This window comes from Halorientalis salina, from assembly GCF_005049285.1.
In the GTDB taxonomy this organism is placed as follows: domain Archaea; phylum Halobacteriota; class Halobacteria; order Halobacteriales; family Haloarculaceae; genus Halorientalis; species Halorientalis salina.
The window spans coordinates 665506-688073 of record NZ_SOSC01000001.1 but is presented as its reverse complement, the minus strand read 5'-3'; the positions used below and the strand labels follow the sequence as shown (position 1 = coordinate 688073).

The 22568-nt window shown below is 65.4% G+C and carries 19 protein-coding genes; 5 read left to right on the top strand and 14 right to left on the bottom strand.

What is annotated here, in order from left to right; all coding sequences use genetic code 11:
* Positions 1-15: 15 nt before the first annotated feature.
* From E2481_RS03580 to E2481_RS03545, 8 genes are all read right to left on the bottom strand, one after another.
* Positions 16-1077 (bottom strand): complex I subunit 1/NuoH family protein, encoded by a 1062-nt coding sequence (locus E2481_RS03580; RefSeq protein ID WP_136715745.1) that lies wholly within the window; start codon positions 1075-1077, stop codon positions 16-18.
* On the bottom strand, positions 1074-2747 hold the full coding sequence (locus E2481_RS03575; RefSeq protein ID WP_136715744.1) for an NADH-quinone oxidoreductase subunit D: 1674 nt from the start codon (positions 2745-2747) through the stop codon (positions 1074-1076). Before E2481_RS03575 ends, E2481_RS03580 begins: the two co-directional genes overlap by 4 nt.
* Positions 2744-3430: an NADH-quinone oxidoreductase subunit B gene (locus E2481_RS03570; protein WP_136715743.1), complete on the bottom strand. Its 687-nt coding sequence runs from the start codon at positions 3428-3430 to the stop codon at positions 2744-2746. The genes E2481_RS03575 and E2481_RS03570 overlap by 4 nt, the downstream gene beginning before the upstream one ends.
* Complete coding sequence (locus E2481_RS03565; protein ID WP_136715742.1) at positions 3427-3840, bottom strand: NADH-quinone oxidoreductase subunit A; 414 nt, start codon at positions 3838-3840, stop codon at positions 3427-3429. Before E2481_RS03565 ends, E2481_RS03570 begins: the two co-directional genes overlap by 4 nt.
* Positions 3841-4036: 196 nt before the next feature.
* A complete protein-coding gene (locus E2481_RS03560) occupies positions 4037-4708 on the bottom strand; it encodes a hypothetical protein (RefSeq protein WP_136715741.1) in 672 nt (223 codons plus the stop codon).
* A 220-nt stretch (positions 4709-4928) separates the two neighbouring features.
* Positions 4929-5576, bottom strand: coding sequence for an AIR carboxylase family protein (locus E2481_RS03555; RefSeq protein WP_136715740.1), 648 nt, complete (start codon positions 5574-5576; stop codon positions 4929-4931).
* Entirely contained in the window at positions 5573-6727 is a 1155-nt protein-coding gene (locus tag E2481_RS03550) for a 5-(carboxyamino)imidazole ribonucleotide synthase (protein WP_136715739.1), read from the bottom strand. The genes E2481_RS03555 and E2481_RS03550 overlap by 4 nt, the downstream gene beginning before the upstream one ends.
* A gap of 82 nt (positions 6728-6809) precedes the next feature.
* Positions 6810-8567, bottom strand: a complete 1758-nt coding sequence (locus E2481_RS03545) for a flippase activity-associated protein Agl23 (RefSeq protein ID WP_136715738.1) — start codon at positions 8565-8567, stop codon at positions 6810-6812.
* A gap of 117 nt (positions 8568-8684) precedes the next feature.
* Between E2481_RS03545 and ribH the strand changes: the two genes are divergently transcribed.
* The 4 genes from ribH (at position 8685) to E2481_RS03525 (ending at position 12323) form a co-directional block, all read left to right on the top strand.
* Positions 8685-9086, top strand: a complete 402-nt coding sequence (gene ribH, locus E2481_RS03540) for a 6,7-dimethyl-8-ribityllumazine synthase (RefSeq protein ID WP_136715737.1) — start codon at positions 8685-8687, stop codon at positions 9084-9086.
* Positions 9083-10234, top strand: a complete 1152-nt coding sequence (locus tag E2481_RS03535) for a pyridoxal phosphate-dependent aminotransferase (protein ID WP_136715736.1) — start codon at positions 9083-9085, stop codon at positions 10232-10234. The genes ribH and E2481_RS03535 overlap by 4 nt, the downstream gene beginning before the upstream one ends.
* A gap of 57 nt (positions 10235-10291) precedes the next feature.
* Positions 10292-10789 (top strand): hypothetical protein, encoded by a 498-nt coding sequence (locus E2481_RS03530; protein ID WP_136715735.1) that lies wholly within the window; start codon positions 10292-10294, stop codon positions 10787-10789.
* A 109-nt stretch (positions 10790-10898) separates the two neighbouring features.
* Positions 10899-12323, top strand: coding sequence for a DUF389 domain-containing protein (locus E2481_RS03525; RefSeq protein WP_136715734.1), 1425 nt, complete (start codon positions 10899-10901; stop codon positions 12321-12323).
* Here E2481_RS03525 and E2481_RS03520 read toward each other — a convergent pair.
* From E2481_RS03520 to E2481_RS03510, 3 genes are all read right to left on the bottom strand, one after another.
* Positions 12271-12993: a DUF3784 domain-containing protein gene (locus E2481_RS03520; protein ID WP_136715733.1), complete on the bottom strand. Its 723-nt coding sequence runs from the start codon at positions 12991-12993 to the stop codon at positions 12271-12273. The two genes, E2481_RS03525 and E2481_RS03520, sit on opposite strands and share 53 nt — an antisense overlap.
* A gap of 162 nt (positions 12994-13155) precedes the next feature.
* Positions 13156-13608, bottom strand: coding sequence for an adenylyltransferase/cytidyltransferase family protein (locus tag E2481_RS03515; RefSeq protein WP_136715732.1), 453 nt, complete (start codon positions 13606-13608; stop codon positions 13156-13158).
* A complete protein-coding gene (locus E2481_RS03510; protein ID WP_136715731.1) occupies positions 13605-14093 on the bottom strand; it encodes a Mov34/MPN/PAD-1 family protein in 489 nt (162 codons plus the stop codon). The genes E2481_RS03515 and E2481_RS03510 overlap by 4 nt, the downstream gene beginning before the upstream one ends.
* Before the next feature lie 116 nt (positions 14094-14209).
* Between E2481_RS03510 and E2481_RS03505 the strand changes: the two genes are divergently transcribed.
* Positions 14210-16120, top strand: coding sequence for a DHH family phosphoesterase (locus E2481_RS03505; protein WP_136715730.1), 1911 nt, complete (start codon positions 14210-14212; stop codon positions 16118-16120).
* 490 nt (positions 16121-16610) lie between these two features.
* Here the strand turns inward: E2481_RS03505 and E2481_RS03500 are convergent, their stop codons facing one another.
* The 3 genes from E2481_RS03500 to E2481_RS03490 form a co-directional block, all read right to left on the bottom strand.
* Entirely contained in the window at positions 16611-18293 is a 1683-nt protein-coding gene (locus E2481_RS03500; RefSeq protein ID WP_250137711.1) for a phospholipase D-like domain-containing protein, read from the bottom strand.
* A gap of 63 nt (positions 18294-18356) precedes the next feature.
* Positions 18357-19400 (bottom strand): hypothetical protein, encoded by a 1044-nt coding sequence (locus E2481_RS03495; protein WP_136715728.1) that lies wholly within the window; start codon positions 19398-19400, stop codon positions 18357-18359.
* A 94-nt stretch (positions 19401-19494) separates the two neighbouring features.
* Positions 19495-22533, bottom strand: coding sequence for an FAD-binding and (Fe-S)-binding domain-containing protein (locus E2481_RS03490; RefSeq protein ID WP_136715727.1), 3039 nt, complete (start codon positions 22531-22533; stop codon positions 19495-19497).
* Positions 22534-22568: the final 35 nt, after the last annotated feature.

Here is a 22568-nt window from a genome sequence, read left to right as displayed (position 1 = left end):
AGCGAATCGTGGGCATCAGACGAGCACCCCCACGATGACGGCCGTCAGGACCAGGTTCGCGATGGAGAGCACGAGCATGCCCTTCCAGCCGATTTCGATGAGCTGGTCGATGCGCACCCGGGGAACTGCCGACCGCGTCCACTGGGTGAACAGGAACACCGCCCAGATCTTGATCAGGAACCAGACGATCCCCGGCAGGACCGGCCCGGCCGGACCACCGAGGAACAGCGTCGTGACGATCGCCGCGCCGAGGAACACGTGGATGAACTCGCCCAGGTACAGCAGGACGAAGTACACCGACGAGTACTCGGTCATGTACCCGGCGACGATCTCGTTCGGCGCTTCCGGGATGTCGAACGGGTTCCGTCCGACCTCCGCGAGGTTCGCGGCCATGAACAGCACGAACGCGAACGGGTTGACGAACGCGTACCACGACGGGATCGCGAGCCCGCCGAGCGTGAACAGCGTCTCGCTTTGGGCCGCGACGATCTCGCTCAGCCGGAGCGTGCCCGCGAAGATGACGACGGACACACCGGTCAGTACGAGCGGGATCTCGTAGGCGAGGTTCTGGGCGACCGCGCGCAGACTGCCGAGGAACGAGTACTTGTTGTTCGACGCGTAGCCCGCCATCACGAGGCCGAGCGACGCCAGCGACGCGACCGCGAAGACGTACGCGAGCCCGGTCTCGGGGTCGGCGATCTGAATGCCGTTCCCCATCGGGATCACCGCGAAGCCGAGCAGCGCGGAACTGGCCAGCACCAGCGGTGCCAGGTCGTACGCGGGCCGGTCGACCTCGTCGGGAACGATGAGTTCCTTCGAGAGCAGGCGGACCGCGTCGGCCACGATGATGAGCAGGCCGAACGGACCGACCCGGTTGATCGCGATGCGGTCCGTGAAGGCGGCGGTGATCTTCCGCTTGGCCCAGATGACCAGCGCCGTGTTCGTCAGCATCAGCGTCCCCACGAGCGCCGACGCGATCAGCGCCGCGAGGAACCACTGGAGCGGATCGTTCGTGTTCAGGCCGAGCAGCCCCGAAAGCGTCTCCGGGAGCGTCGTCGCCTGGAGCGGCCCCGTCATCGATCCACCTCGCCGAGGATGATGTCGAGGCTGCCAAGCGTCGCGATCAGGTCAGCCACGTACTCGCCGTTGGACATCTCGGGCAGGGCCTGCAGGTTGCTGAAGCTCGGACTCCGGATCTTGAACCGCGCCGGCTTGTCGGTCCCGTCCGAGCGGATGTAGATGCCCAGTTCGCCCTTCGCGTTCTCGATCGCGCTGTAGATCTCGGTGTCCGGTTCGGGCTTGATCGTCCGGGGGACGTTCGACTGGAGCGTGCGTTCGTCTTCGGGCCAGTCTTCGAGCAGGTCGAGACACTGCTCGACGATCTTCGCCGATTCCTCGACTTCCTGCATCCGGACGAGGACGCGCGCGTAGTTGTCGCAACCGTCCTCGGTCACGACGTCCCAGTCGAGTTCGGGGTAGTAGCCGTACGGGTCGTCGCGGCGCAGGTCGTAGTCGATGCCCGATCCGCGGGCGACCGGTCCCGTCGCGCCGTACTCCTTGGCCACGTCCGGTTCGAGCACGCCGGTGTTGACACACCGGACCTGGAAGATCTCGTTGCTCGTGATCATGTCGTGGTACTCGTCCAGTTTCGCGGGGAGGTCGTCGAGGAAGTCACGCGTCTTCTCGAAGAACTCCTCGCGGGGGTTCGGAAGGTCCCACACGACCCCGCCGAGCCGGAAGTAGTTGTGCATCATCCGCTGACCGGTGAGGTCCTCGAGGATGTCCTGTGCGATCTCCCGATCCCGGAAGGCGTACTGGAAGATGGCCGTGAACTCGCCGTAGACGTCCAGCGCGAACGTCCCCAGCGCGAGGAAGTGACCGGCCATCCGCGACAGTTCCGCCGACATCGTCCGCAGGACCTGTGCGTACTCGGGGACGTCGATGTCCGCCAGCGTCTCTGCTGCACGGGCGTAGGACCACTCGTTGATGAGGTTCGCCGTGTAGTCCCACCGGTCCGGATACGGCATGATCTGGTGGCGGTAGGTACACTGCTGGCAGAGTTGCTCCTCACAGCGGTGGAGGTAGCCGATGTCGGGTTCGACGTCGGCCACCTGCTCGCCGTCGAGCACGGTCTTCAGGTGGAGCACGCCGTGCGTCGCGGGGTGGTGCGGCCCCACGTTGATGAACATCGTGTCCGTGTCGTCCGCCATGTGGTCTTCCTGCAGCGGGTTCGCGTGCTCGCGCAGCGTGACGACCTGGGGCTGTGTCTGGTCGTAATCCCGTCCGAGGGGATGGCCCTGCCAGGTTTCGGGCAGGAGGATCCGCCGCATGTCCGGGTGGTCCTCGTACTCGATACCGACGAGGTCGTAGGCTTCCCGTTCGTGCCAGTCGGCGGTCCGATACACGTCGTTCGCGCTCTGGCTGACCGGGTCGTCTCTGCTGGTAGGGACGACGACCGACAGTTCGTGGGTCGGGTCGTCGTACTTCTTGAGGTGGTAGATCGACTCGTATCGGTCCTGGTACTCCTGGGCGGTCACACAGGAGCAGTGGTCGAATCCGGCCTCCTGTTTCAGAGTTCTGAGGGCGTCCTGTACGTCGTCGGGGCGGACGACGAACCCCTCGGTCGTGACGTGGTCCTCGCGATCGAGGAGGGTATCGCCCAGCAGGGCCGCCAGGGCGTCGTAGTCGAGGCCGTCGTCGGTGACGCCGATCTCCGGTTTGGCGTCGCGTGGTTCTTCCAAACTCATGGCGAATCAGTCCAGTTGTACCGCATGACGAGGTCGTCCTCGTCGATCTGGTCGGCCAACTTCTGGACGATCTCGTCCTGTTCTAGGTCACCGAACTGCTCCATCTCGTAGGGCTTGACCGTCACGGGCGCGGATTCACCGTTGGCGACGCGCTCTTGGAGTTTGGCGACGCCGTAGATGAGCGCTTCCGGCCGGGGCGGACACCCGGGGACGTGGATGTCGACCGGGATGACCTCCTCTGCGCCCTTGATGACGTTGTACCCTTCCTGGAACGGGCCGCCCGAAATCGTACACGAGCCCATGCCGACGACGAACTTCGGTTCGGGCATCTGGTCGTAGACGCGCTTCATCCGGGGCGCGAACTTCGAGACGATGGTCCCCGGAACGATCATCACGTCGGCCTGCCGGGGCGAGGAGCGCGGCACGCCCGCGCCGAACCGGTCCAGGTCGTGTTTGATCGCGTACGTGTGGATCATTTCGATGCTGCAACAGGCGATCCCGAACTGCAGCATGAACATCGAGGACCCCCGGACCCAGTTCATGAACTTGTCGAACTTGGTCAATATGAAGGGTGTGGAGCCGAAGGCCTCGCGAAGCGGGGAGTTGAAGCGATCGTCGGCCCCCTGCCCCATCCGGGCGTCCTGTGTCGATAACGTATCGGTCGTCTTGTCGTTGCTGCTCATTGTTTGGTTCTCCGTTCACTCGCGGCCCGCGGGGAGCGGACCCATTTGACTGCACCGTTGCGCCATGCCCATCCGAGTCCGACGACGAGAACGCCGATGAACACCAGCATCGGAGCCAGTATCTCCATCAGTGAGACTCCGTTCTCCAGCGCGCTCCGGTAGATGACCGTCCAGGGGAAGATGAGGACGGTCTCGATGTCGAAGACGACGAACAGGAGTGCGACCATGTAGTACTGGATGTTGAACCGGATCCGCGTGTCACCGGTGGGAATCTCACCGCTCTCGTACGTGGATGTTTTACCTTGCTCGGGCACGCGTGGCCGGAGCAGTTTCGATACCGACATCATCCCCAGGGGGATGAGAATACCGACCAGCGCCAGCGCCCCGATGGCTATCCATGGATTGCTCATCCGTGTGCACCTATCGTTTTGCGGGTTAGGAACGGGGCCATATAAGGGTTCATTCTTGTGGATTTCAGCTATCATTCCCCCGATCTGTCAGGTGTCGGCTCCCCCTCGTCTTACAGTGAGCGGACGACGACTGCCCGACGCGAGAATCTATCGGCAGTGGTGTGAGAAAAATGCGCTAATCGCTCGCCTGCAACGGTCAGGGCCGGGTCGCGTTCGTGAGTTCCATCGCTAGTGCCGTTTGTCCGCCCTGCTCGTAGCTAAACGACACTGCAAACGGGTAGTCCTCTGCGATACAGAAGTCGTATCGCTCGTCCGTGTCGTCCGCATCGACTTCGAAGGCGGAACACTCGACCCCGGCGACGCTATCGCCTCCCTGTGGCGATACCGTAGCAGTCTCCCACTCGAGTTGGGACCCGCTCGCCCCGAGCGCATCGCTTTCGATAGTGAAATCCTCGCTGGACGTATCGCCCATGCTGACGATCGCGAGCGGAAGCCGAGCCGCCCCGAAATTCTCGCCGATCGATTCCTGCGACATTCGATCGACGATGGAGTCCTGACTCGCGGTAACCGTCGCGTTCTCGGTCGGCCCGCTCGAGGTGACGGTCACGGTCACGTTGTCACCGTCCACCGAAACGACGGACCACGTCTTCTGGACCGGTGTCCCCAGAAGCGTCTCGGTGTACGTGTACGACTCGCCCTCCGTGAACTCGTACGAACCGAGTTCTGGCTCCTGGACGTCACCCTCGTCCCCGTCCGCCGTCTCCATTTCACCGTCTGTCGTCTCCGCCGCCGTTCCAGTCGTCTCCGCCGTCGTTTCGGTTGTCTGGCCGCCACCGTTACAGCCGGCCAACACGAGCAACAAGCTCATCAACACGACACCAGCTACTCGTCGATTTGCAAGTCGATACATACTGAACAGTCATTCTATCTGTTATTAAAGTTTGTCGTGTGTCAACGACTACCACTGCCGATCGTCGACGGGGACTCCGCTCCGCCGAGTCTCGTCACACAATACAACGTCGGACGTTTCCGCCCGTCGAGCCGTGGGAACCGACGATACAAAAGACGGATCGCCGTGAATCGGTCCGTTAGTCCTGTTGGGATCTGAAACCGGGCGTCCCCAGTTCGTGGAGGTCACGCGAGACGGTGCCCACGTCGTCCTGCAGTCCCTCGTGATAGTCGACCAGGCGCTCGCGCAGGTCGTCGTGCTGGCGGGCCAGGATCTGGACCGCCGACAGCGCCGCGTTGAAGGACTTGCCCGCGTCGACGGCCACGATGGGTGCACCCTGTGGCATCCCGATGACCGACGGGAGCGACTTCTCCTGGACGGGGACGCCGATGACCGGGAGCGGGTACGCGATGGAGGCGGTCATGTTCGGCAGATCCGCCGATTTTCCGCCCGCGCCGGCGATGATGACGTCGAGACCGCGGTCGGCGGCCGTCTCCGCGTACGTGTACATCAGGCCGGGCGTCCGGTGGGCCGAGACAACGAACGTCTCGAAGGTAAAGCGGGACTCGGGCGGATCGTCGTAATCCGTCTGCTCCTCGAAGCCCAACTCCTCGGTCAGCACGTCGTAGGCTCCGGGCCGACCGGTCTCGGACCCGGCCATCACGTCGAGGTCCGAATCCGACCCCATGATGATCCCGATTTCGGGCGTCTCGGCGTCTGCTTTCTCCTGTGTTGCCTGTGCTTCCAACTCGTCGACGAGTGACTGGACGTTTGCTGAGTCGGTCATGACTGGAAAGTGAGTTCGTCGCGTAGTTCGCGTACCGATTCGAGCAGTGCCGTCTGGTCCGCCCCGTGCTCACCGGTCAGGGTGACGTGGCCCGTCTTCCGCAGTTCGTACACCTCTCTTTTTCCGTACCAGTGGAGGTGAGCCTGGGGCGTCTCGAACACGCTCTCCTCGCCGGAGAGGATGGCCTCCTGTCGCTCAGTGACGTCGCCCAGGATGTTGGCGGAGACGGTCGGTGCCCGACGCTCGGTCGACCCGAGCGGACGACCGGTGACTGCCCGGACGTGCTGTTCGAACTGGGAGGTGTGACACCCCTCGATGGTCCAGTGCCCCGAGTTGTGCGGTCGCGGCGCGATCTCGTTCAGGAGGATCTCCTCGCCGGTGTCGAACAACTCGATGCCGAAGACGCCGCGTCCGTCCATCACGTCGAGGACGTCTTCGGCGACGCGCTGTGCGTCCTCCCGAACCGCTTCGCTCGCACGCGCGGGCGAAACTGTCTCTCGGAGGATCTCTTCCCGGTGGATCGTCTCGGTCACGGGGAAGGTCGCGGTTTCGTCGACCCCCTGACAGCCCATGACGGCCAGTTCCCGCTCGTAGTCGACGAAGGCCTCGACCATCGCCGGGCCGGCGATGTCCTCGAAGGCCTGCTCGACGTCGTCGGGCGTCTCGACGAGGACGTTCCCGCGGCCGTCGTACCCGCCGGTTCTGGCTTTCAACATTGCGGGATAGCCCAACTCGTCGAGGGCCTCGCGGAGTTCCCCCTCGGAGTCGACCTGACGGAACTCGGGGACGGGAATCCCCGCCGCCTGGAGTCGCTCCTTCTGGACGAGTTTGTCCTCGATGAGCCGGAGTGTCTCGGGTGACGGGTGGACCGGGACGCCGGTGTCCTCGCTGATCGCTTCGAGCAGGTCAGGGTCGGCCAGTTCGATCTCGTAGGTGAGGTAGTCGGATCTGTCGGCCAGTTCTCGGAGCGTCTCCGGGTCGTCGAAGTCGCCGACGACCTGGTCCCGGACGACCGGCGCGGCCGGCGCGTCCGGTGTGGGGTCCGAGACGACGAGTTCGACGCCGAGCGGGCCGGCGGCTTCGCCGAGCATCCGGCCGAGTTGGCCGCCGCCGACGACGCCGAGCGTCGGTCCTGGCGAGGTGAGTGTCATCGACCGGCGCTTCCCGAGCGACCCGCTTAAGCGTTGTCACACCGGGTCGAGAACGGTCGGCGGTCCGACGTGACGGCGGTCGTTACCCCGTCGCGTCCGGTTCCCGCGCGTAGTCCGGGTGGAAGAAAAACACCGTCTCGGTGCCGAAGGTTCGGAGTTCGTAGGTCGCCATCCAGTAGTCGGGGAACCGCTGGCGGACGGTCGCCTGCTCGGATTTCCGGCTGATGATGACCGGCGGCGGATCGGACTCGAACTCGTCTAGCTGGACTGAGTTCTGTGCACAGTCGACCGTGGAGTTGTGCATCTCGAAATACCATGGCAGTGGTAAGGAGTTGAACCACTTCGCACACGCCGGCGACCGCGTCGCGTTTTCCGCGCCGTCGACGAAAAAGGACCCGTACAACAGCACGTCGGTCCCGTTGTCGTTCCGGGCCGACGCGGCCGCCATTCGGTCCAGCGAGGGCTGGATGTCACCCCCCGGCTGTGCGTACTGGACGAGTTTGTTGTCGTTCGACTGTGGCTGCAGGTACACCCACGACAGCGCCGAAAAGGCGACGACGCCGACGAGGACGAGCAACAGGACGGCACTGAGGCCGACGGTCAGCGCGTCGTCGCGGGCGAGTGCCGACCGGCCCCAGCGGACGATCAGCGCCAGGCCGACCGCGGCGGGGATCGCGAGCGGTACCACGGCGTGCATCGCCGCCCACGGGGCCTGGATGTCCGTGATGATCGGGTACCCGAGTATCGAGACGAATCCGGCGTAGAACGAAAAGGCCACCACGTCGCGGGGCCCGTCTCCGGAGTACCGATCGACGACGAACCCGACGACTGCGAGCACACACAGCACCAGGGCACCGTAGCCCAGCGTTTCGAGCAGGTCGACGAGATACGGGATGTACGAGTGGTCCTGGTGGCCGCCGTTGACCCACAGTCCGTAGAACTCCTTCCAGGACCCGATGACCGCCTCGTTGACGACCGCCGGGAACAGCGTCGGGTCGCTAAAGGCCTCCCCGAGCGACGGCGTTCCCTCGACTGCGTCCCCGCGGGGCGCGTAGAAGTACACCGTGATGACCACGAACTCGACGATGGCGAACAGCAGCCAGGGGAGCCAGGCCCAGGCCCCGTACGCCGTTCGCTTCACGTAGTCCCACGCCAGCGTCGTCCACTCCTGATCGCGTTCCCGGGCGAGGAACAGCCGGTGGTCTAGCAACAGGACCGTCGCGCCGACCCAGGTGACCAGATAGATCAGTACGTTCTCCTTCGCGGTGAAGGCGAGCGCGACGCAGGCCATTCCCGCGAAGAGGTATCGGCGCTGGCCTGTGTCGATCAGCCGGACGAACAGCACGAAGGCAAACAGCATGAAGAAGGCGACGATGGGATCGCCGCGCATGAACCGCGAGTAGTAGAGCAAGAGCGGATTGACGGCCAAAAACAGCGCCAGCGCGCCGACTTCGATGTCGTCCAGTCGCTCGCGGAGACCGAGCGCCGCCAGCGGCGTCAGGCCGCCCAGCAGCGCCGTGACCAGGCGCATGTTCGCGTCCGTGACGCCGAACACGTCGAACACGAACTTATTGACGATGTGGTAGAAGGGGCCGTGGATGATGGGCCGGTAGCGCATGTCGCCGGTCTTCATGTAATCGAGAATCCACCAGCCGACGCGGGCCTCGTCCCAGTGTGCGATCCGCTCGCCGAGGGCGAAAAAGCGCAGAGCCAGTGCGAACGCGGCGATGCCGACGACGACGAGCGTGATGCGCTCGATGCCGTAGCGGGCGAGCAGGTCGGTCTCGGACCCGGCGGCGGCGTCTGTATCGGAGGGCGAATCGTCCTCGACCGTTGCCATTGCCCGAGGTCATGCTCCCGGGGTTTAGGATTCTTCTGGTTGGGACCGACGCTTGCCCCGTGGCCCGGCCCGTTCCCGAACGGTATTTCTTTAGGTCCCCGTTGCTACCCGTGGCATATGGTACGGCTCGGACTGGTGGTCGCGGAGTTCAACCGCGACGTCACCGAGGAAATGGAACGGAAGGCCCTGGAGGCCGCCGACGAGTTGGGTGCGGAGGTCGTCGAGACGACCCACGTCCCCGGCGCGTACGACGCGCCGCTGGCGGCCGACCGCCTGGCGCGCCGCGACGACGTCGACGCGGTCACGGTCGTCGGCGCGATCAAGTCGGGCGACACCGACCACGACGAGGTCATCGGCAATGCGATGGCACAGGGCCTGACCGAGGTGAGCCTCGACCGCGACACCCCCGTCACGCTGGGGGTCACCGGCCCCGGCATGAGCATGGACGAGGCCCACGCTCGCACCGGCTACGGCGCGAGCGCACTGGAAGGAGCCGTCGACCTCGTGGAGGAACTATGACTATGGACTTCGCATCACGCGTACAACGAGTGGAACCGAGCGCAACCCTGGCGATCAGCAACCTCGCGGCCGAACTCGAAGCCGACGGCGTCGACGTCGTCGACCTCTCGGTCGGCGAACCGGACTTCGACACCCCCGAGAACGTCAAGCAAGCCGGCATCGACGCGATGGAGGCCGGTCACACCGGCTACACTACCTCGAACGGCATCCCCGAACTCCGTGAGGCCATCGCGACCAAACTCCAGGACGACGGCCTGGACTACGGTCCCGAGAACGTCATCGTCACGCCCGGCGGCAAGCAGGCCCTCTTCGAGATCTTCATGTCGCTCATCGACGACGGCGACGAGGTCTGCCTGCTCGACCCCGCGTGGGTCTCCTACGAGGCGATGGTCAAGATGGCTGGCGGCACGCTCTCGCGCGTCGACCTCTCGCCCTACGACTTCCAGCTCGAACCCGCGCTGGACGATCTGGCCGAGGCCGTCTCGGACGACACCGAACTGCTCGTCGTCAACTCCCCGTCGAACCCCACCGGCGCGGTCTACTCCGACGACGCGCTCGAAGGCGTCCGCGATCTGGCCGTCGAGCACGACATCACCGTGATCTCCGACGAGATCTACAAGGAGATCACCTACGGCGTCGAGCACACGAGCCTGGGCACCCTCGACGGGATGGCCGACCGCACGCTGACGCTCAACGGCTTCTCGAAGGCCTACGCCATGACCGGCTGGCGGCTGGGCTACTTTGCCGGCCCCGAGGAACTGGTCGACCAGGCCGGCAAACTCCACAGCCACTCGGTCTCCTGTGCCGTGAACTTCGTCCAGCACGCGGGCGTCGAAGCCCTCGAGAACACCGACGAGTCGGTCGTCGAGATGCGCGACGCCTTCGAGGAACGCCGCGACATGCTCGCCGATCTGTTCGCCGACCACGGCGTCGACGTGCCCGTCGGCGACGGCGCGTTCTACATGATGCTCCCGGTGGACGACGACGACCAGGCCTGGTGTGAGGGGGCCATCGAGGACGCCCACGTCGCGACGGTGCCCGGCAGCGCCTTCGGCACGCCCGGCTACGCCCGACTCTCCTACGCCGCGAGCAAGGAGCGCCTCCAGGAAGGCGTCGAACGCCTGGCCGAGCACGGCTACCTAGACTGAAACGCGTCTTTCAGTCTCTACAAGACGTTTATTCCCGGCAGCACAGCGTTCGGGTACATGATTCGGCGCACGATACCAATCCTGTTGCTCGCGATCGTCCTGACTGCCGGCTGTGTGAGCGGCCCTGGCGGATCACCGACCGACACGGATTCGAGTCCGCCGACGTCGACCGATGCGCCGACGACTGAGTTCGAGACGCCCGGCGCGGACGCCGCCGTCGAGTGGCCCGACGGCCCGAAGGCCCAACCCGAGCGACCCGACGACCTCACGACCGAGAGCGTCCGATCGTACCTCCGGACACACGAGTACCGCTACGTGTACAACTCGCTGTGGTACGGCGAGTACACGAACGTCTCCCTGGACTGTTCCGTCGAGTCGGTGGAATCGGCCGGTGACGGCTACAGGGGGGTCGTGAGCTGTACCGGCTACTCCAACACGCGCGGCGAGCCGAGTGGGACCGAGACAGTGACCGAGATCCACGCCGACTGGTTCACCCAGACGTTCGTCTACTACGTCGACGACGACACCGTCCGACGCACGCGCGCTGAGGGATAACTGACCGGTGGGCATCGGGCCAGTAACCCGGCGGTCGTCGTCGGTAGCTGACGCCGAAACCGCAAGCGGGCGGACCAATTCTTTTCCGACAGTCCGGCGTACCGAATCCATGCGGCTGGTCCAGCTCTCCGTCTCCGACGACGAGCGAGACGACGTCGTCGACGTGCTCGAGGAGTACGACCTGGGATACACCGTCACCGCGGGCGCGGGCGAACAGGACGACCGGTCGCTCGTCGGCTTTCTGGTGCCTGCCGATGCCGTCGGACCCGTCCTCGACGACCTCCGCGACGAGGGGGTCGACGAGAGTCAGTTCACGGTGTCGCTGAACGCGGACTTCGCGAACTTCGAGGGCATCGACTCGGTCCAGAACCAGTGGCAAAACTCCCCCAACCGGATCGCCCCGCAGTCGCTGCGCTCGAAGGCAAAGAGCATGCGACCGAACACGCGGGCGTACCTCTGGATGATGCTTCTGAGCACGGTCGTTGCAACGTCGGGGCTCCTCATGGACTCGCCTGCGGTCGTGGTCGGGTCGATGGTCATCGCCCCCGTCGTCGGGCCGATGCTCACTGCCGGCATCGGTGCAGTCAGGAACGACCAGGACATGCTCGTCAGGAGCCTCCAGATGCAGGGGTTCGGCCTCGGGGCAGCCATTATTGGTGCGGTAGTGTTCGGCTACGGTCTCAAGTGGATCGGAGCGACACCGGCCACCCTCGACGTCGCGGCTATCGAACTGATCGGCGTCCGTCTGGCACCGAGCATCCTCTCGGTCGCCGTCGGGTTGGCGGCTGGCGCGGCGGGGGCGTTCGGGCTGGCGACGAAGGGCCAGGTCAGTCTGGTCGGCGTCATGATCGCCGCCGCGTTGATCCCGACCGCGGCCGTCGTCGGCATTGGAGTTGCCTGGGGCAACGCCGTGGTCGCGGCCGGAGCGCTCGTCTTGCTCGTCCTCAGTACCCTCGCAGTGAACCTCGGCGTGTTGCTCTCGCTGGTGTATCTCGGCTATCGTCCGGACGCCGTCGACCGGGGGATCCTCGACTTCGGCTCCGCCCGCGAAGCGAGCGTCGTCGTGGCCACGCTGGCCCTGACGGTGCTGGTGATCGCCGCCGTTACGCTGGGATTTCTCTACCAGGCGAGTTTCGAGCGGGAGACGACTGCCGCGGTGACTGAAACGATCGGCGAGGACCCGTACCGCGGCCTCGACGTGGTCACCATCTCCGCCCAGTACGTCTCCCCGTGGACTGTCGACAGCCAGCCCACCGTGACCGTCACACTCACCAGGAACTCGACTGCCGAGTATCCGGGCCTCCCGAACGGACTCGACGAGCCGATCACCGAGCGGACCGGCCGCGACGTGATCGTTCGAGTCCAGTACGTCGAGTACAACCGGTCGATGTCGTCACGGACAGCCCCGGCTCCGAACCCCGCGGGGGCGAACCCGTGGGATTCGAGCGTCGCTCTGGAACCGGGAGCGACGACTCAGACCCTCATCGGGAACACGCTACTGCATCGGCCGTCTCGACTTCGATCTCCGTCGTAACCGGGGTCTGCTGTGTGGCCAACTGGTTTTGCAGCCGTTCGGGCAGGTCGTTTCGCATCAGCGTCTGGCTCCCACTGCCGGTCCGACGCTCGATTTCGAGATTCTCGCTGTAAATCACGGAGAGATCGCTGGCGACGAGATCGGACGGGGAACTTCCTGTCCCGTGTTCTGCGACTTCGCCTTCCATGAGTATCCGTACCCGTTTCCGGAAGTAGTACTCGTTCCGGTTGACCGCCGGATCCTGGAAGTAGTAGATGAGTCCTGCGACGATCAACAGCAGAATCCCGACTCCCAGAATGGTCGCCTGGTCGTTACCCTGTGCCGTCAGCCCGGCGATGAGGATAACGACGCCCAGGAGACCGGCGATGAGCGGGAGAATCGGTGAACTCTCCTCTTCGGTTTCGTCGCCGGCGAACTTCTCCCAGTTCGTGTGGGCGATCAGTCGACCTTCGACTCGACCGGTCTCCGTACCGACGTTCTCCGAGGTCACGACCGGATTCTGGCCGGCCGGTTCCTCCGTCGCGTATTTGAATCCGGTCTCGGTTCGGACCTCCTGGATCTCCCGCTGTATCCTGCGCAGGTGTGTCCGTGGATCGATGCGTTCGTAATCGAATTCGACGAAATTCGACCCTCGCCGCAAGTCTTGTCTTAGATATGAGAACCCTGCCATTTCGACACATCTTTTTCCCTCGACTGTCACATAAATGTAATGTTTCACCGACACAATCTCGTAAATTATCCTACCACTCTGTACTGGCGGTTTCAGAAGTGTCGATATGAGATCATCTCTACCACTCGGGCGAACGAACAACCGATGCGACGGTGGAGCCGCTCAACACCGTTTGTCGCAGATCCGGTCGATGATGTCGCCGGTCGACAGTAACTCGTCGTCGTGGTTGGGTTCCCGACCCGACGCCCGCCGAACGTCGCAGTCGATGCCCTGCTCGTCGAGTGCGCTCGCGATCGACTCCTCTTTGTGATGCTGGTCGTACCCCAGCGCGATGACGTCCGGTTCGATGTCCCGGATGGGGACGAAGATGTCCTCGGGGTGGCCGATTCGCGCCTCGTCGACCACTTCGAGGGCAGCGACCATGTCGCGGCGCTGCTCGTTCGAGAGGATCGGCGGGTCCTTGTGGGTGACGTTCTCACGGCGGGCGATGATGACGTGCAGTTCGGTGCCCATCGCGGCCGCGTCCGAGAGGTAGTGGACGTGGCCCGGATGCAGGAGGTCGAAGGTGCCCTGTGCGACGACCGTCGTCGGTGACTCCGTTGGGGGTGTCGTCATAAGTCGTCTCGTAGTTCCTCGTCGATGTCGGCCTGCGTGAAATCGAAGAACTCGTCCTCGGGGAGATCGACGTCGATCACGTCGACATCCCGGGGATTGCCCTCCTGATCGAACGCCTGCCAGTCGGTCGGCCCGTATGGCGCGCCGATGATGATGTGGACCTTGCCCTTGTGGAACGTCTGGAGGTCCGCATTGCTCGGTCTGAGGACGCCGTTGGGGTGTGAGTGGATGGATCCGGCGGCGCGCATGTCGTTCGGAATCATGTTCGTCTTGACAGTCGCGCTGACGGGGTTCGATTCCGTGCCCGGGATGACCAGTACGTCCGTGATGACGGTCCCGTCTCGGTCGAGGCCGAGTTTCCGGGCGTCTTCGCCGCGGAGCAGTCCCATGTACTCGTCGGGGTGGGCGTCCTCCGAAGCTTCGAGGGCGAAATCGAGCGCGTCCTCGGCGATGCCGAGGATCTCGCTCGACCGGAACAGCCGCATACCTCAAATCGGGGTGGTTGCCTTCTAAGCGTTCCGGAACCCTGGCGAGTCGGGATCGTTCCACGCAGACGACCGTTTCCAAAGCTTGAAACCGGCGAGTGACGAAGCACGGCCACATGACTCCATCGCCGACTCCCGACGACGGGGCGGACGTATCCGCCGACGGGAAGCCTGTCGTTTACGACCTCGCCGACGGCTGTACACTCGACGACGTGTCCGAAGGCGACCGATACCACGCCACGGTCAACGGCGTCGTCGCTTACGGCGTTTTCGTCGACCTCTCGGCCTCGGTCTCCGGACTCGTCCACGAATCGAACCTCCTCGGCGACTACGATGTCGGTGACGAGTTCGTCGTCGAACTCACCGAGATCCGCGAGGACGGCGACATCAGTTTCACCGAAGTCGAACTCGCTGACTCCGTGACCGAACGCGTCGACGCCGGCGATCAGGTTCCCGTCACGGACCTGACCGACGCCGTCGGTGACACCGTCACGCTCGACGGCATCGTCGTTCAGATCAAACAGACCGGCGGCCCCACCATCTTCCACCTGCGCGGGGAGTCCGGCGTCGTCCCCTGTGCGGCCTTCGAGGAAGCGGGCGTCCGTGCCTACCCCGAGGTCGAACTGGACGACGTCGTCCGGCTGACCGGACGGGTCGAACGGCGCGACGAAGCGGTCCAGATCGAGGTCGACGAGATCCAGCGGTTCGACCCGATGGACGCCAAACCCATCCGCGAGCGACTCGACGACGCGCTCGACGACCAGGCCGAACCCAACGAGGTCGAGCCCCTCGTCGAGTGGCCGGCCTTCGAGAAACTCCGGCCCGACCTCGAACGCGTCGCGAAGCGGCTCCGGGCCGCCGCCCTGGACGGCCGCCCGATTCGCATGCGCCACCACGCCGACGGCGACGGGCTCTGTGCCTCCGTGCCGCTCCAGTTGGCCCTGGAACGGTTCCTCGAAAAACACCACCACGACCCCGAGGCCCCGCGACACCTCCTCAAGCGACTGCCCAGCAAAGCCCCCTTCTACGAGATGGAGGACGTGACCCGGGACCTCAACTTCGCCCTGGAGAACCGCAAGCGCCACGGGCAGAAGCTCCCGATGCTGTTGATGCTCGACAACGGGTCGACCGAGGAGGACACGCCGGCCTACCGCAACCTCGCACACTACGACGTGCCCATCGTCGTCGTCGACCACCACCACCCCGACCCCGAGGCGGTCGGCCCCCTGGTCACCGAACACGTCAACCCCTACCTGCACGACGAGGACTACCGCATCACGACCGGGATGCTCTCGGTCGAACTCGCGCGGATGATCGATCCCTCCCTCACGGACGAACTCACCCACGTCCCGGCCGTCGCCGGTCTCTCAGACCGCTCGCAGGCCGAGGCCATGGACGATTTCATCGACCTCGCCGAGGAGAAAGGGTACGACGAGGCGGACCTCCGCGACATCGGCGAGGCGCTTGACTACGCGACCCACTGGCTCCGATACAACGACGGGCGCCAGCTCATCAACGACGCGCTGAACGTCAACTGTGACGACCGCGACCGCCACGAACAGCTGGTCGAGTTCCTCGCCTCCCGGGCCGAACGCGACGTGGAGAAGCAACTCGACGCCGCGATGGACCACGTCGAACACGAGGAACTGGACAACGACGCCCACCTCTACCGCATCGACGTCGAGAACTACGCACATCGGTTCACGTATCCCGCGCCCGGCAAGACCACCGGCGAGATCCACGACCGGAAGGTCAAGGAGACGGGCGACCCCGTCATCACGATCGGGTACGGCCCGGACTTCGCCGTCCTGCGCTCCGACGGCGTCCGACTGGACATTCCGAACATGGTCGCGGAGCTTGTCGACGAGATCGACGGCGGCGGCGTCTCCGGCGGCGGCCACCTCGTCGTCGGCTCCATCAAGTTCGTCAAGGGCATGCGCGAGGAAGTCATCGACGCCCTCGTCGAGAAGATGGCCGACGCGGAACTCGACGAGGAACTCGCAGCGACGTTCCAGACCGACGACTGAACACTCCTGAAACACTCTCCAATCGTCGCTGTTTGATCCGTCTCTGATTCTATCCTACGCCGCAGTCAGTCCGTCGACGTCCTCGCGTATCCGCTCGCGAATTTCCCCGGCCTCCTCGTCGTCGTACTCGGTGTGATACTCCTTGGCGATGCCTTCCGTCGAGAGGGCGTCGTGCTGAGTGGGTTCACGTCGTGTTGTCCAGACAGGTCCTGGCGCATTCGAGCGGACAGCCGTCGATTCACGACGGCCTCCTGATCGGCCGTCGCGTCGCGGTGTCGACCAGGGGGCCGACCCTGCCACCGACGCCGGCGATACGGGACATTTCGGTGATCCGCTCGCGGTCGAGCGAGACTGCCATGTCGGACGCTCGGTGTACCGGTCAAACAAGCCGTCTCCCGAACGTGTCGCCCGCCGCCCGTTCGGTTCGTTCCCCGATTTGCTATCGCGTTAGGCGGTTTATCGACGGACGGTCGAGCACTGAGTCGACCGATTACGGCCGCTTTCGACCCACTGCGGGCTCTGGGTCAGCGCCATTCCCCTCGAACTCGATCCGCCGTCCGATCAGGCCTGCCAGGAGGCCACCGAGTGCCACTACGAGTGCCAGTCCAACCGTCAGTTTCCACTGGCCGCCTCGCCAGTCGGACCGGAACACGCGCGCGTAGTACGCTCCCACTTCCTCGCCTTCCACCAGCAGTGCGACCTCCCGGTTCTCGCGCGCCGAATGGTTGTTCCAGTTCAACGACCCGACGAGTACCTGGTCCCCGTCGACGACGACGCCCTTCGCGTGGATCTTCTCGAAGCGGCCCCGGGGATTCGCCAGTCTCGCCTCCAGCGGCAGGTCCTCACGGGCCGCTCGCTCGTTGAGCCACCTGGCCAGCTCGCGGTTGTCCTCCTCGACGTACCAGGCACCGCTGAGCAGGATTCGCACGTCGACCCCCCGTCTGGCTGCCCGCAGGCTCGCCTGCAGGAACGGCTGTTGCCGGCTTCCGACGGAGACCTGCTCGACGCGGACGGATTCGGTCGCGTTGTTGACGAGTGCGACCACCCGCCGCTCGGCGTTGTCGGGCGCGCGGAGGAGTTCGACCCGCTCCGCGCGAAACCTCCGCGGCTCGAAACGGCTCGGATACGTCTCGTTCGCCGGCGGCGACTCTGCCGGCTCGAAGGATTTGCTCTCCCGAAACCTCGACCAGGCCGTGGTGTCTCGCCATCCGGCGTCGGCCCGGAAGGTCTCGACCAACGCCCTGACGACGGTCCGCTCGGAGACGATGACGCCCCAGCCCCGACTGCCGTGCCCGCCGGTTCCGGCCGGTTTCCAGTTCTCCGTCGTCACGAGCGCTCGGTCGTCGACGACGGCGTACTTCGCGTGGTGGAACTCGTACCGCGCCCGGTCGCCGCCGACGACGGTGACGGTGACGTCGCTGTTGGCGAGTCGGTCGAGCGCCGCGGCTTCTCGTCGGGTCAGCCCGCCGACCGGGCTGTCGTCGACGAGTACCCGGACGTCGACGCCGCGCCGGGCGGCCTTCGAGAGCAGTTCGACGACGCGTTCGGAGGTCAGCGTGTACCCGGCCAGCAGGATTCGGTCGTCGGCCGCGCCGAGAATCTCCTTCGGCACGCCGCCGCCGTCGGGGAGAACGAACGCACGACCCGGAACGTCCGTTCCCGCGACTATGGGGAACGCCGTGGCACCCACCGATCGCCATGCGACACGCTTCCCGTTCGGTCGCCCGATCTCCCCCTCGGGCGCGTCGGTGTAGGACAGTGAATCGACGGCAGTCCCGTTCCGCGCGAGTTCGAGGCGTTCGCCGCTGTTGGCGAGCGCCAGCCCGTCGGGGAGTCGCCCCACCGGTCCGGTTGTCAGGTTCCGCGTCCGGTTCGGGGCTGTCGAGAGAACGAGGCGACCCCCGACGGTGACGTTCGGGAGGCCGACCCGCTGGTCGTCGTCGGCGAGCGACCAGTTCGCCAGTGACACCTCCCGGTTCGAGCGGACGACGACGAACTCCCCGGCGTCGCCGTGCGCGACCGGGTTCGGATAGACCGCAGTGATATTGACCGAGCGGTTGTCGGGCACCGACTGTGCGCTGGCAGGGGACTGTGCGCTGGCAGGGGTGACACCCACGCCTGCGACGACCGCAACGAGGGCGAGCGCCGTTACCGCGGCGGCTTTCGGCAGCACACGGGAGGGTGGCCCCGCCTTTTTGGATAAACCCTTGCACGCGATATCGAATACGGTCGGCCGTTATCGACCGGGCGTCACCGTGCTCAGCAACTGCTGGACCGACTGGCGCATCTCCACGATGAGGTTGTACTTCGAGACCGCCATCGACTGTACCGCGGACTGCGGCGGGACGGAGTTGATCTCGGACTGTGCCTGCTGTTGCCGGTAGGTGAGCGAGTTGTCCAGTTCGCGCAGTTGACTGGCGAGCTGTTGCTGGTTCACCTGTGTAGACTGTCGTGTCCCAGTCGGCTGCCCGCCCGCTGTTGGCTCCGCTGGCTGCCCGCCAGGTGCTTGACCCGTTCGCTGCCCGCCCGCTGTCGGCCCCTGGCCGGCCTGTCGTGTCGGCTGTCCGGTAGACGACCCGGAACCGCCTCCCTGTTGACCGCCATGCGGGCTGGATGTCGGTGGCTGGGCTGGCGGCCCGGTTTGCGTGGGCTGTTGTGCCGGCGGTCCCGTCCGTGTCGGCTGCTGTGTCGGTGCCGCAGACCCCGGCTGCTGGGGTTGGCGGCCCTGTTGGGGGGTCTGACCCGGCTGCCGTCCCGACTGGGGCGTCCCTCCTGGGTGTCGTCCCGGTTGCGTGCCCTCACGTGGTTGTCCCCCCGGTTGCGAAGCCTGTGCCGGCGGCTGGTTCGGTCCCGTCGGTCGGCGTTCGCGTTCGGGAGCCTCACCGGTTTCTCGCGGTTCCGGTTGCGGTGGTGTCCGGCGGCCCTCCGTCGGTGACTGTTCGGTTTCGCTCGGAGCCTCCGACTCCGCTTCGGGTGTCGGTTGTCCTTCGAGTTGTTCGAGGAACTCCCATTCACCTTCGATCGCGTCTTCGTCCAGTTCCGACCGGTACTTCTCGACGAGTTCCGGGTGGTAGGCGTCTTCGATCTCGTCGTGTTCGATCTCCTCCTCGTCCTCGCCTTCGAGCCCGCGTCGGAGGTCGGAGGCGTACCCGCGCGAGGAGTCAGTCAACTCGCTCACGTCAGTCGTCTTCCCCTCGGGGCCGACGGCGATCCAGGCGTTGATGAGTCGTTGTTTCTTCGGTAGTTCCGATTCGAGTTCGTCGACGTCTCGGTTAGCCATGCGTTACCGCTCTATTCCGCAGCGCTTCGTTATACGTCCCGTAGCGTGAACTAAGCCTGAGCAACTGGAACGAACGACCGTCACCGACGGACGCTCACGCAGCCAGCGCTTCGGCGACCTTCTCGATTGGATGCGGTGGCTTCCCCTCGGCGTCGGGCCTGTCGCCGAGTTGCGTCCGACACGACGCCCCGGGTGCGACGACTTCCGCGCCCGGACTCGCATCGACCTGATCGAACAGGACGTCCCCGATCGCCTGACTCATCGAGTAGTGTTCGGTTTCGTAGCCGAAGGAGCCGGCCATGCCGCAACACCCCGAATCCAGCGGGTCGACGGCGTAGCCCGCACGGCGGAGCACCCCCACGGCGTGGTGGTCTTTCGTGACCGCTTTCTGATGACAGTGGCCGTGGTAGGTCAGGTGGGCGTCGGGCGCGTCGAAGGCGACGGCGTCGTCGAGGCGCTTCGTGTCGACGTACTCGAGCACGCCGTAGCTGTTCGCGGCGACGTGTTCGGCGTCGTCGCCGTCGAGCAAGTCGAGGTAGTCCGACTGGTACATCACGGCGTCGGACGGTTCGACGACGACGACGTCCCAGCCGTCCCGGACTTTCGGCGCGAGCGTCTCGACGTTCGCCGCGGCCGTCTCGCGCGCCCGGTCGAGGAACCCCTTCGAGAAGGCCGCTCGGCCGCTGTCCGAAAGCGACGACGGTACGTCGACGTGGACGCCCGCGGCTTCGAGCACCGCGACGGCTGCCTTCCCGGCCTCCGGCCGACTGTAGTTGGTGTACGTGTCGGGGACCAACAGGACGCGATGGTCGGCGTCGGACGCCGGTATCGCGGGGTCGTGTTCCTCGAACCAGTCGACGAACGTCGACCGTCGGAACGTCGGCAGCGACCGCTCGCGCGCGATGCCGAGCGTCTTCTCCATGAACCCTCGAACGCCGGGTACCTTCGGGAGCCAATTCGAGAGCGGGGCCAGCCGACTCCCGAGCGCCGAGAGCCGGTCGACGTTCGCGAACAGTCGCTCCCGACGGTTCGTCCCTTCTCGCTGGTGGTACTCGTGAGTAAGCTCGGCTTTCAACTTCGCCATGTCGACCTCGCTCGGGCAGTCTTTCGAACAGCCCTTACAGCCGATACAGAGGTCGAGGACCTCCGTGACGAACTCGTCGGAAAACGGTTCGTCGTCGGGGAGGTCACCCGACATGGCCTGCCGGAGCATGTTCGCCCGACCGCGCGTCGAGAGCGACTCCTCGTTCGACGCCCGGAAGGTCGGACACATGACGCCGCCGGTGGTGTCCTGATGGCCGCGACAGCCGCCGCAGCCGTGACAGAGTTCCGCCATCCCCTGGAAGCCGTTGTCGTTCTCCCAGGACAGCGTCGGCTCGAACCCGGCCTCGAACTCGTACTCCGGGGAAAACCGCAGGTTCTCGGTCATGTCCGTCGGCTCGTCCTCACGGAAGACGACCTGGCCGGGGTTGAGCAGCCAGTCCGGATCGAACGCCGTCTTCAGGTCTTTGAACGTCTCCCACACGTCGTCGCCGTACAGTTTATGATTCCACTGCGTCCGCGCGCGACCGTCGCCGTGTTCGCCCGAGACGCTGCCGTCGTACTCGACGACGAGGTCCGTCACCGCGTCCGCGATGGCCTCCATCTGCTCGACGCCGGGTTCGGTCTTGGTGTCGACGAGCGGTCGGATGTGTAAGACCCCGGGACCGGCGTGGGCGTAGAAACTCGCGTACGTGTCGTGGTCCTCGAGCAGTTTCTGGAAGTCTTCGACGAACGCCGGGAGGTGTTCTGGCGGGATGGCGGTGTCCTCGACGAACGCGACGTGTTTCGCGTCGGTGGTCCGTCCCAGCAGGATCGGCAGTCCGGATTTGCGGAGTTTCCAGAACTGCTCGCGCTCGCTCGCGTCGTGGGCCTCGTCGGCCGAGGTCGCACGCGTCGGTTCGCCGGTCGTCACGCCGCCGTCGGTTGGCGCTGCTTCGGTGTCGCTTCCGGGCGCGCGATCGGCCAGGAGGTCCGCCACCTTGCGGCGTCCCTGCTCGTCGTCGTCGGCGTAGAACTCCACGAGCAACACAGCCCCGGTTCCGCCGGGGACCATCTCGGTGACCAGGGTCCCGAACTCCTCGGTGTCACGCGCCAGATCCAATAGTACGTCGTCGAGCACTTCGACCGCCGCGGGGTCGTGGTCGAGGATCGCCCCCACGTCTTCCATCGCGTCGAGAACGGTGTCGTACCGCAGGAGTCCCATCGCCTTCGTCTCGGGGATCGGCTCCAGCGATACCGTCGCCTCGGTGACGAAGGCCAGGGTCCCCTCGCTGCCTGCGATCAGGCCGGGCATGTCGACGACGCCGTCCTCGCGTGCGCGCTCAACAAGCCAATCCAGGTTGTACCCCGAGACGTTGCGCTTGAGGTCGGGGTACGCGCTCTCGATGGTGTCGCCGTCCTCCTCGATGATCCGCCGGACTTCGGCGTAGATGCGCGCTTCGAGGTCGCCCTCGGTGTCGGCGCGCTCGTCGAGTTCGTCGAAGGGCAGTTGCCCGAACCGCGCCACCGTCCCGTCGGCGAGGACGACCTCCACCTCCTCGACGTAGGCGTCGGTCTTGCCGTACTTCAGCGAGTGTGCGCCCGTCGAGTTGTTCCCGATCGCGCCGCCGAGGACGCTCTTGTCGCCCCAGGCCGGGTCCGGCGCGAACTTCAGCCCATCGTCGGCCAGTGCGGCGTTGAGGTGGCCAAGCGTGATCCCGGGTTGTGCGCGCACCCGTCGCTCCTCGGCATCGAACTCGAGGAGGTCGTTCATGTGCCGGCTCGTGTCGAGGACGACCGCCCGGTTGACGGTCTGGCCGGCCAGGCTCGTCCCGCCGCCCCGTGGCAGGACCGGGATCTTCCGCAGCGCGCAGTATTCGACGACGGCTGCCACGTCGGCCGTCGATGCCGGGAACACGACGCCGATCGGCGTCTGTTCGTAGATGCTGGCGTCGGTCGCGTACAGTTCCCGGGAGTACTCGTCGAAGCGCACCTCCCCCGCGACGAGCTGGTCCAGGTCGTCGACCATGCCCGACCGGGAGACGTCGCCGCCGCCGTAATCGTACGCCGCACGCCGGTCGACGGCGGGGTCGGCTCCGGGCTCGGTTGTCATACTCAGTGCATCAGCGGCCGGGGCAGAAAAACGTG

Bases quoted from the DNA above. Each gene is read 5' to 3' on its own strand.
- E2481_RS03495 (WP_136715728.1), bottom strand. From the start codon at position 19,400: ATGGCTAACCGAGACGTCGACGAACTCGAATCGGAACTACCGAAGAAA.
- E2481_RS03515 (WP_136715732.1), bottom strand. From the start codon at position 13,608: ATGACGACACCCCCAACGGAGTCACCGACGACGGTCGTCGCACAGGGC.
- E2481_RS03510 (WP_136715731.1), bottom strand. From the start codon at position 14,093: ATGCGGCTGTTCCGGTCGAGCGAGATCCTCGGCATCGCCGAGGACGCG.
- E2481_RS03570 (WP_136715743.1), bottom strand. From the start codon at position 3,430: ATGAGCAGCAACGACAAGACGACCGATACGTTATCGACACAGGACGCC.
- E2481_RS03550 (WP_136715739.1), bottom strand. From the start codon at position 6,727: ATGACACTCACCTCGCCAGGACCGACGCTCGGCGTCGTCGGCGGCGGC.
- E2481_RS03535 (WP_136715736.1), top strand. From the start codon at position 9,083: ATGACTATGGACTTCGCATCACGCGTACAACGAGTGGAACCGAGCGCA.
- E2481_RS03525 (WP_136715734.1), top strand. From the start codon at position 10,899: ATGCGGCTGGTCCAGCTCTCCGTCTCCGACGACGAGCGAGACGACGTC.
- E2481_RS03580 (WP_136715745.1), bottom strand. From the start codon at position 1,077: ATGACGGGGCCGCTCCAGGCGACGACGCTCCCGGAGACGCTTTCGGGG.
- E2481_RS03555 (WP_136715740.1), bottom strand. From the start codon at position 5,576: ATGACCGACTCAGCAAACGTCCAGTCACTCGTCGACGAGTTGGAAGCA.
- E2481_RS03530 (WP_136715735.1), top strand. From the start codon at position 10,292: ATGATTCGGCGCACGATACCAATCCTGTTGCTCGCGATCGTCCTGACT.
- ribH (WP_136715737.1), top strand. From the start codon at position 8,685: ATGGTACGGCTCGGACTGGTGGTCGCGGAGTTCAACCGCGACGTCACC.
- E2481_RS03505 (WP_136715730.1), top strand. From the start codon at position 14,210: ATGACTCCATCGCCGACTCCCGACGACGGGGCGGACGTATCCGCCGAC.
- E2481_RS03490 (WP_136715727.1), bottom strand. From the start codon at position 22,533: ATGACAACCGAGCCCGGAGCCGACCCCGCCGTCGACCGGCGTGCGGCG.
- E2481_RS03575 (WP_136715744.1), bottom strand. From the start codon at position 2,747: ATGAGTTTGGAAGAACCACGCGACGCCAAACCGGAGATCGGCGTCACC.
- E2481_RS03565 (WP_136715742.1), bottom strand. From the start codon at position 3,840: ATGAGCAATCCATGGATAGCCATCGGGGCGCTGGCGCTGGTCGGTATT.
- E2481_RS03545 (WP_136715738.1), bottom strand. From the start codon at position 8,567: ATGGCAACGGTCGAGGACGATTCGCCCTCCGATACAGACGCCGCCGCC.
- E2481_RS03520 (WP_136715733.1), bottom strand. From the start codon at position 12,993: ATGGCAGGGTTCTCATATCTAAGACAAGACTTGCGGCGAGGGTCGAAT.
- E2481_RS03560 (WP_136715741.1), bottom strand. From the start codon at position 4,708: ATGAGCTTGTTGCTCGTGTTGGCCGGCTGTAACGGTGGCGGCCAGACA.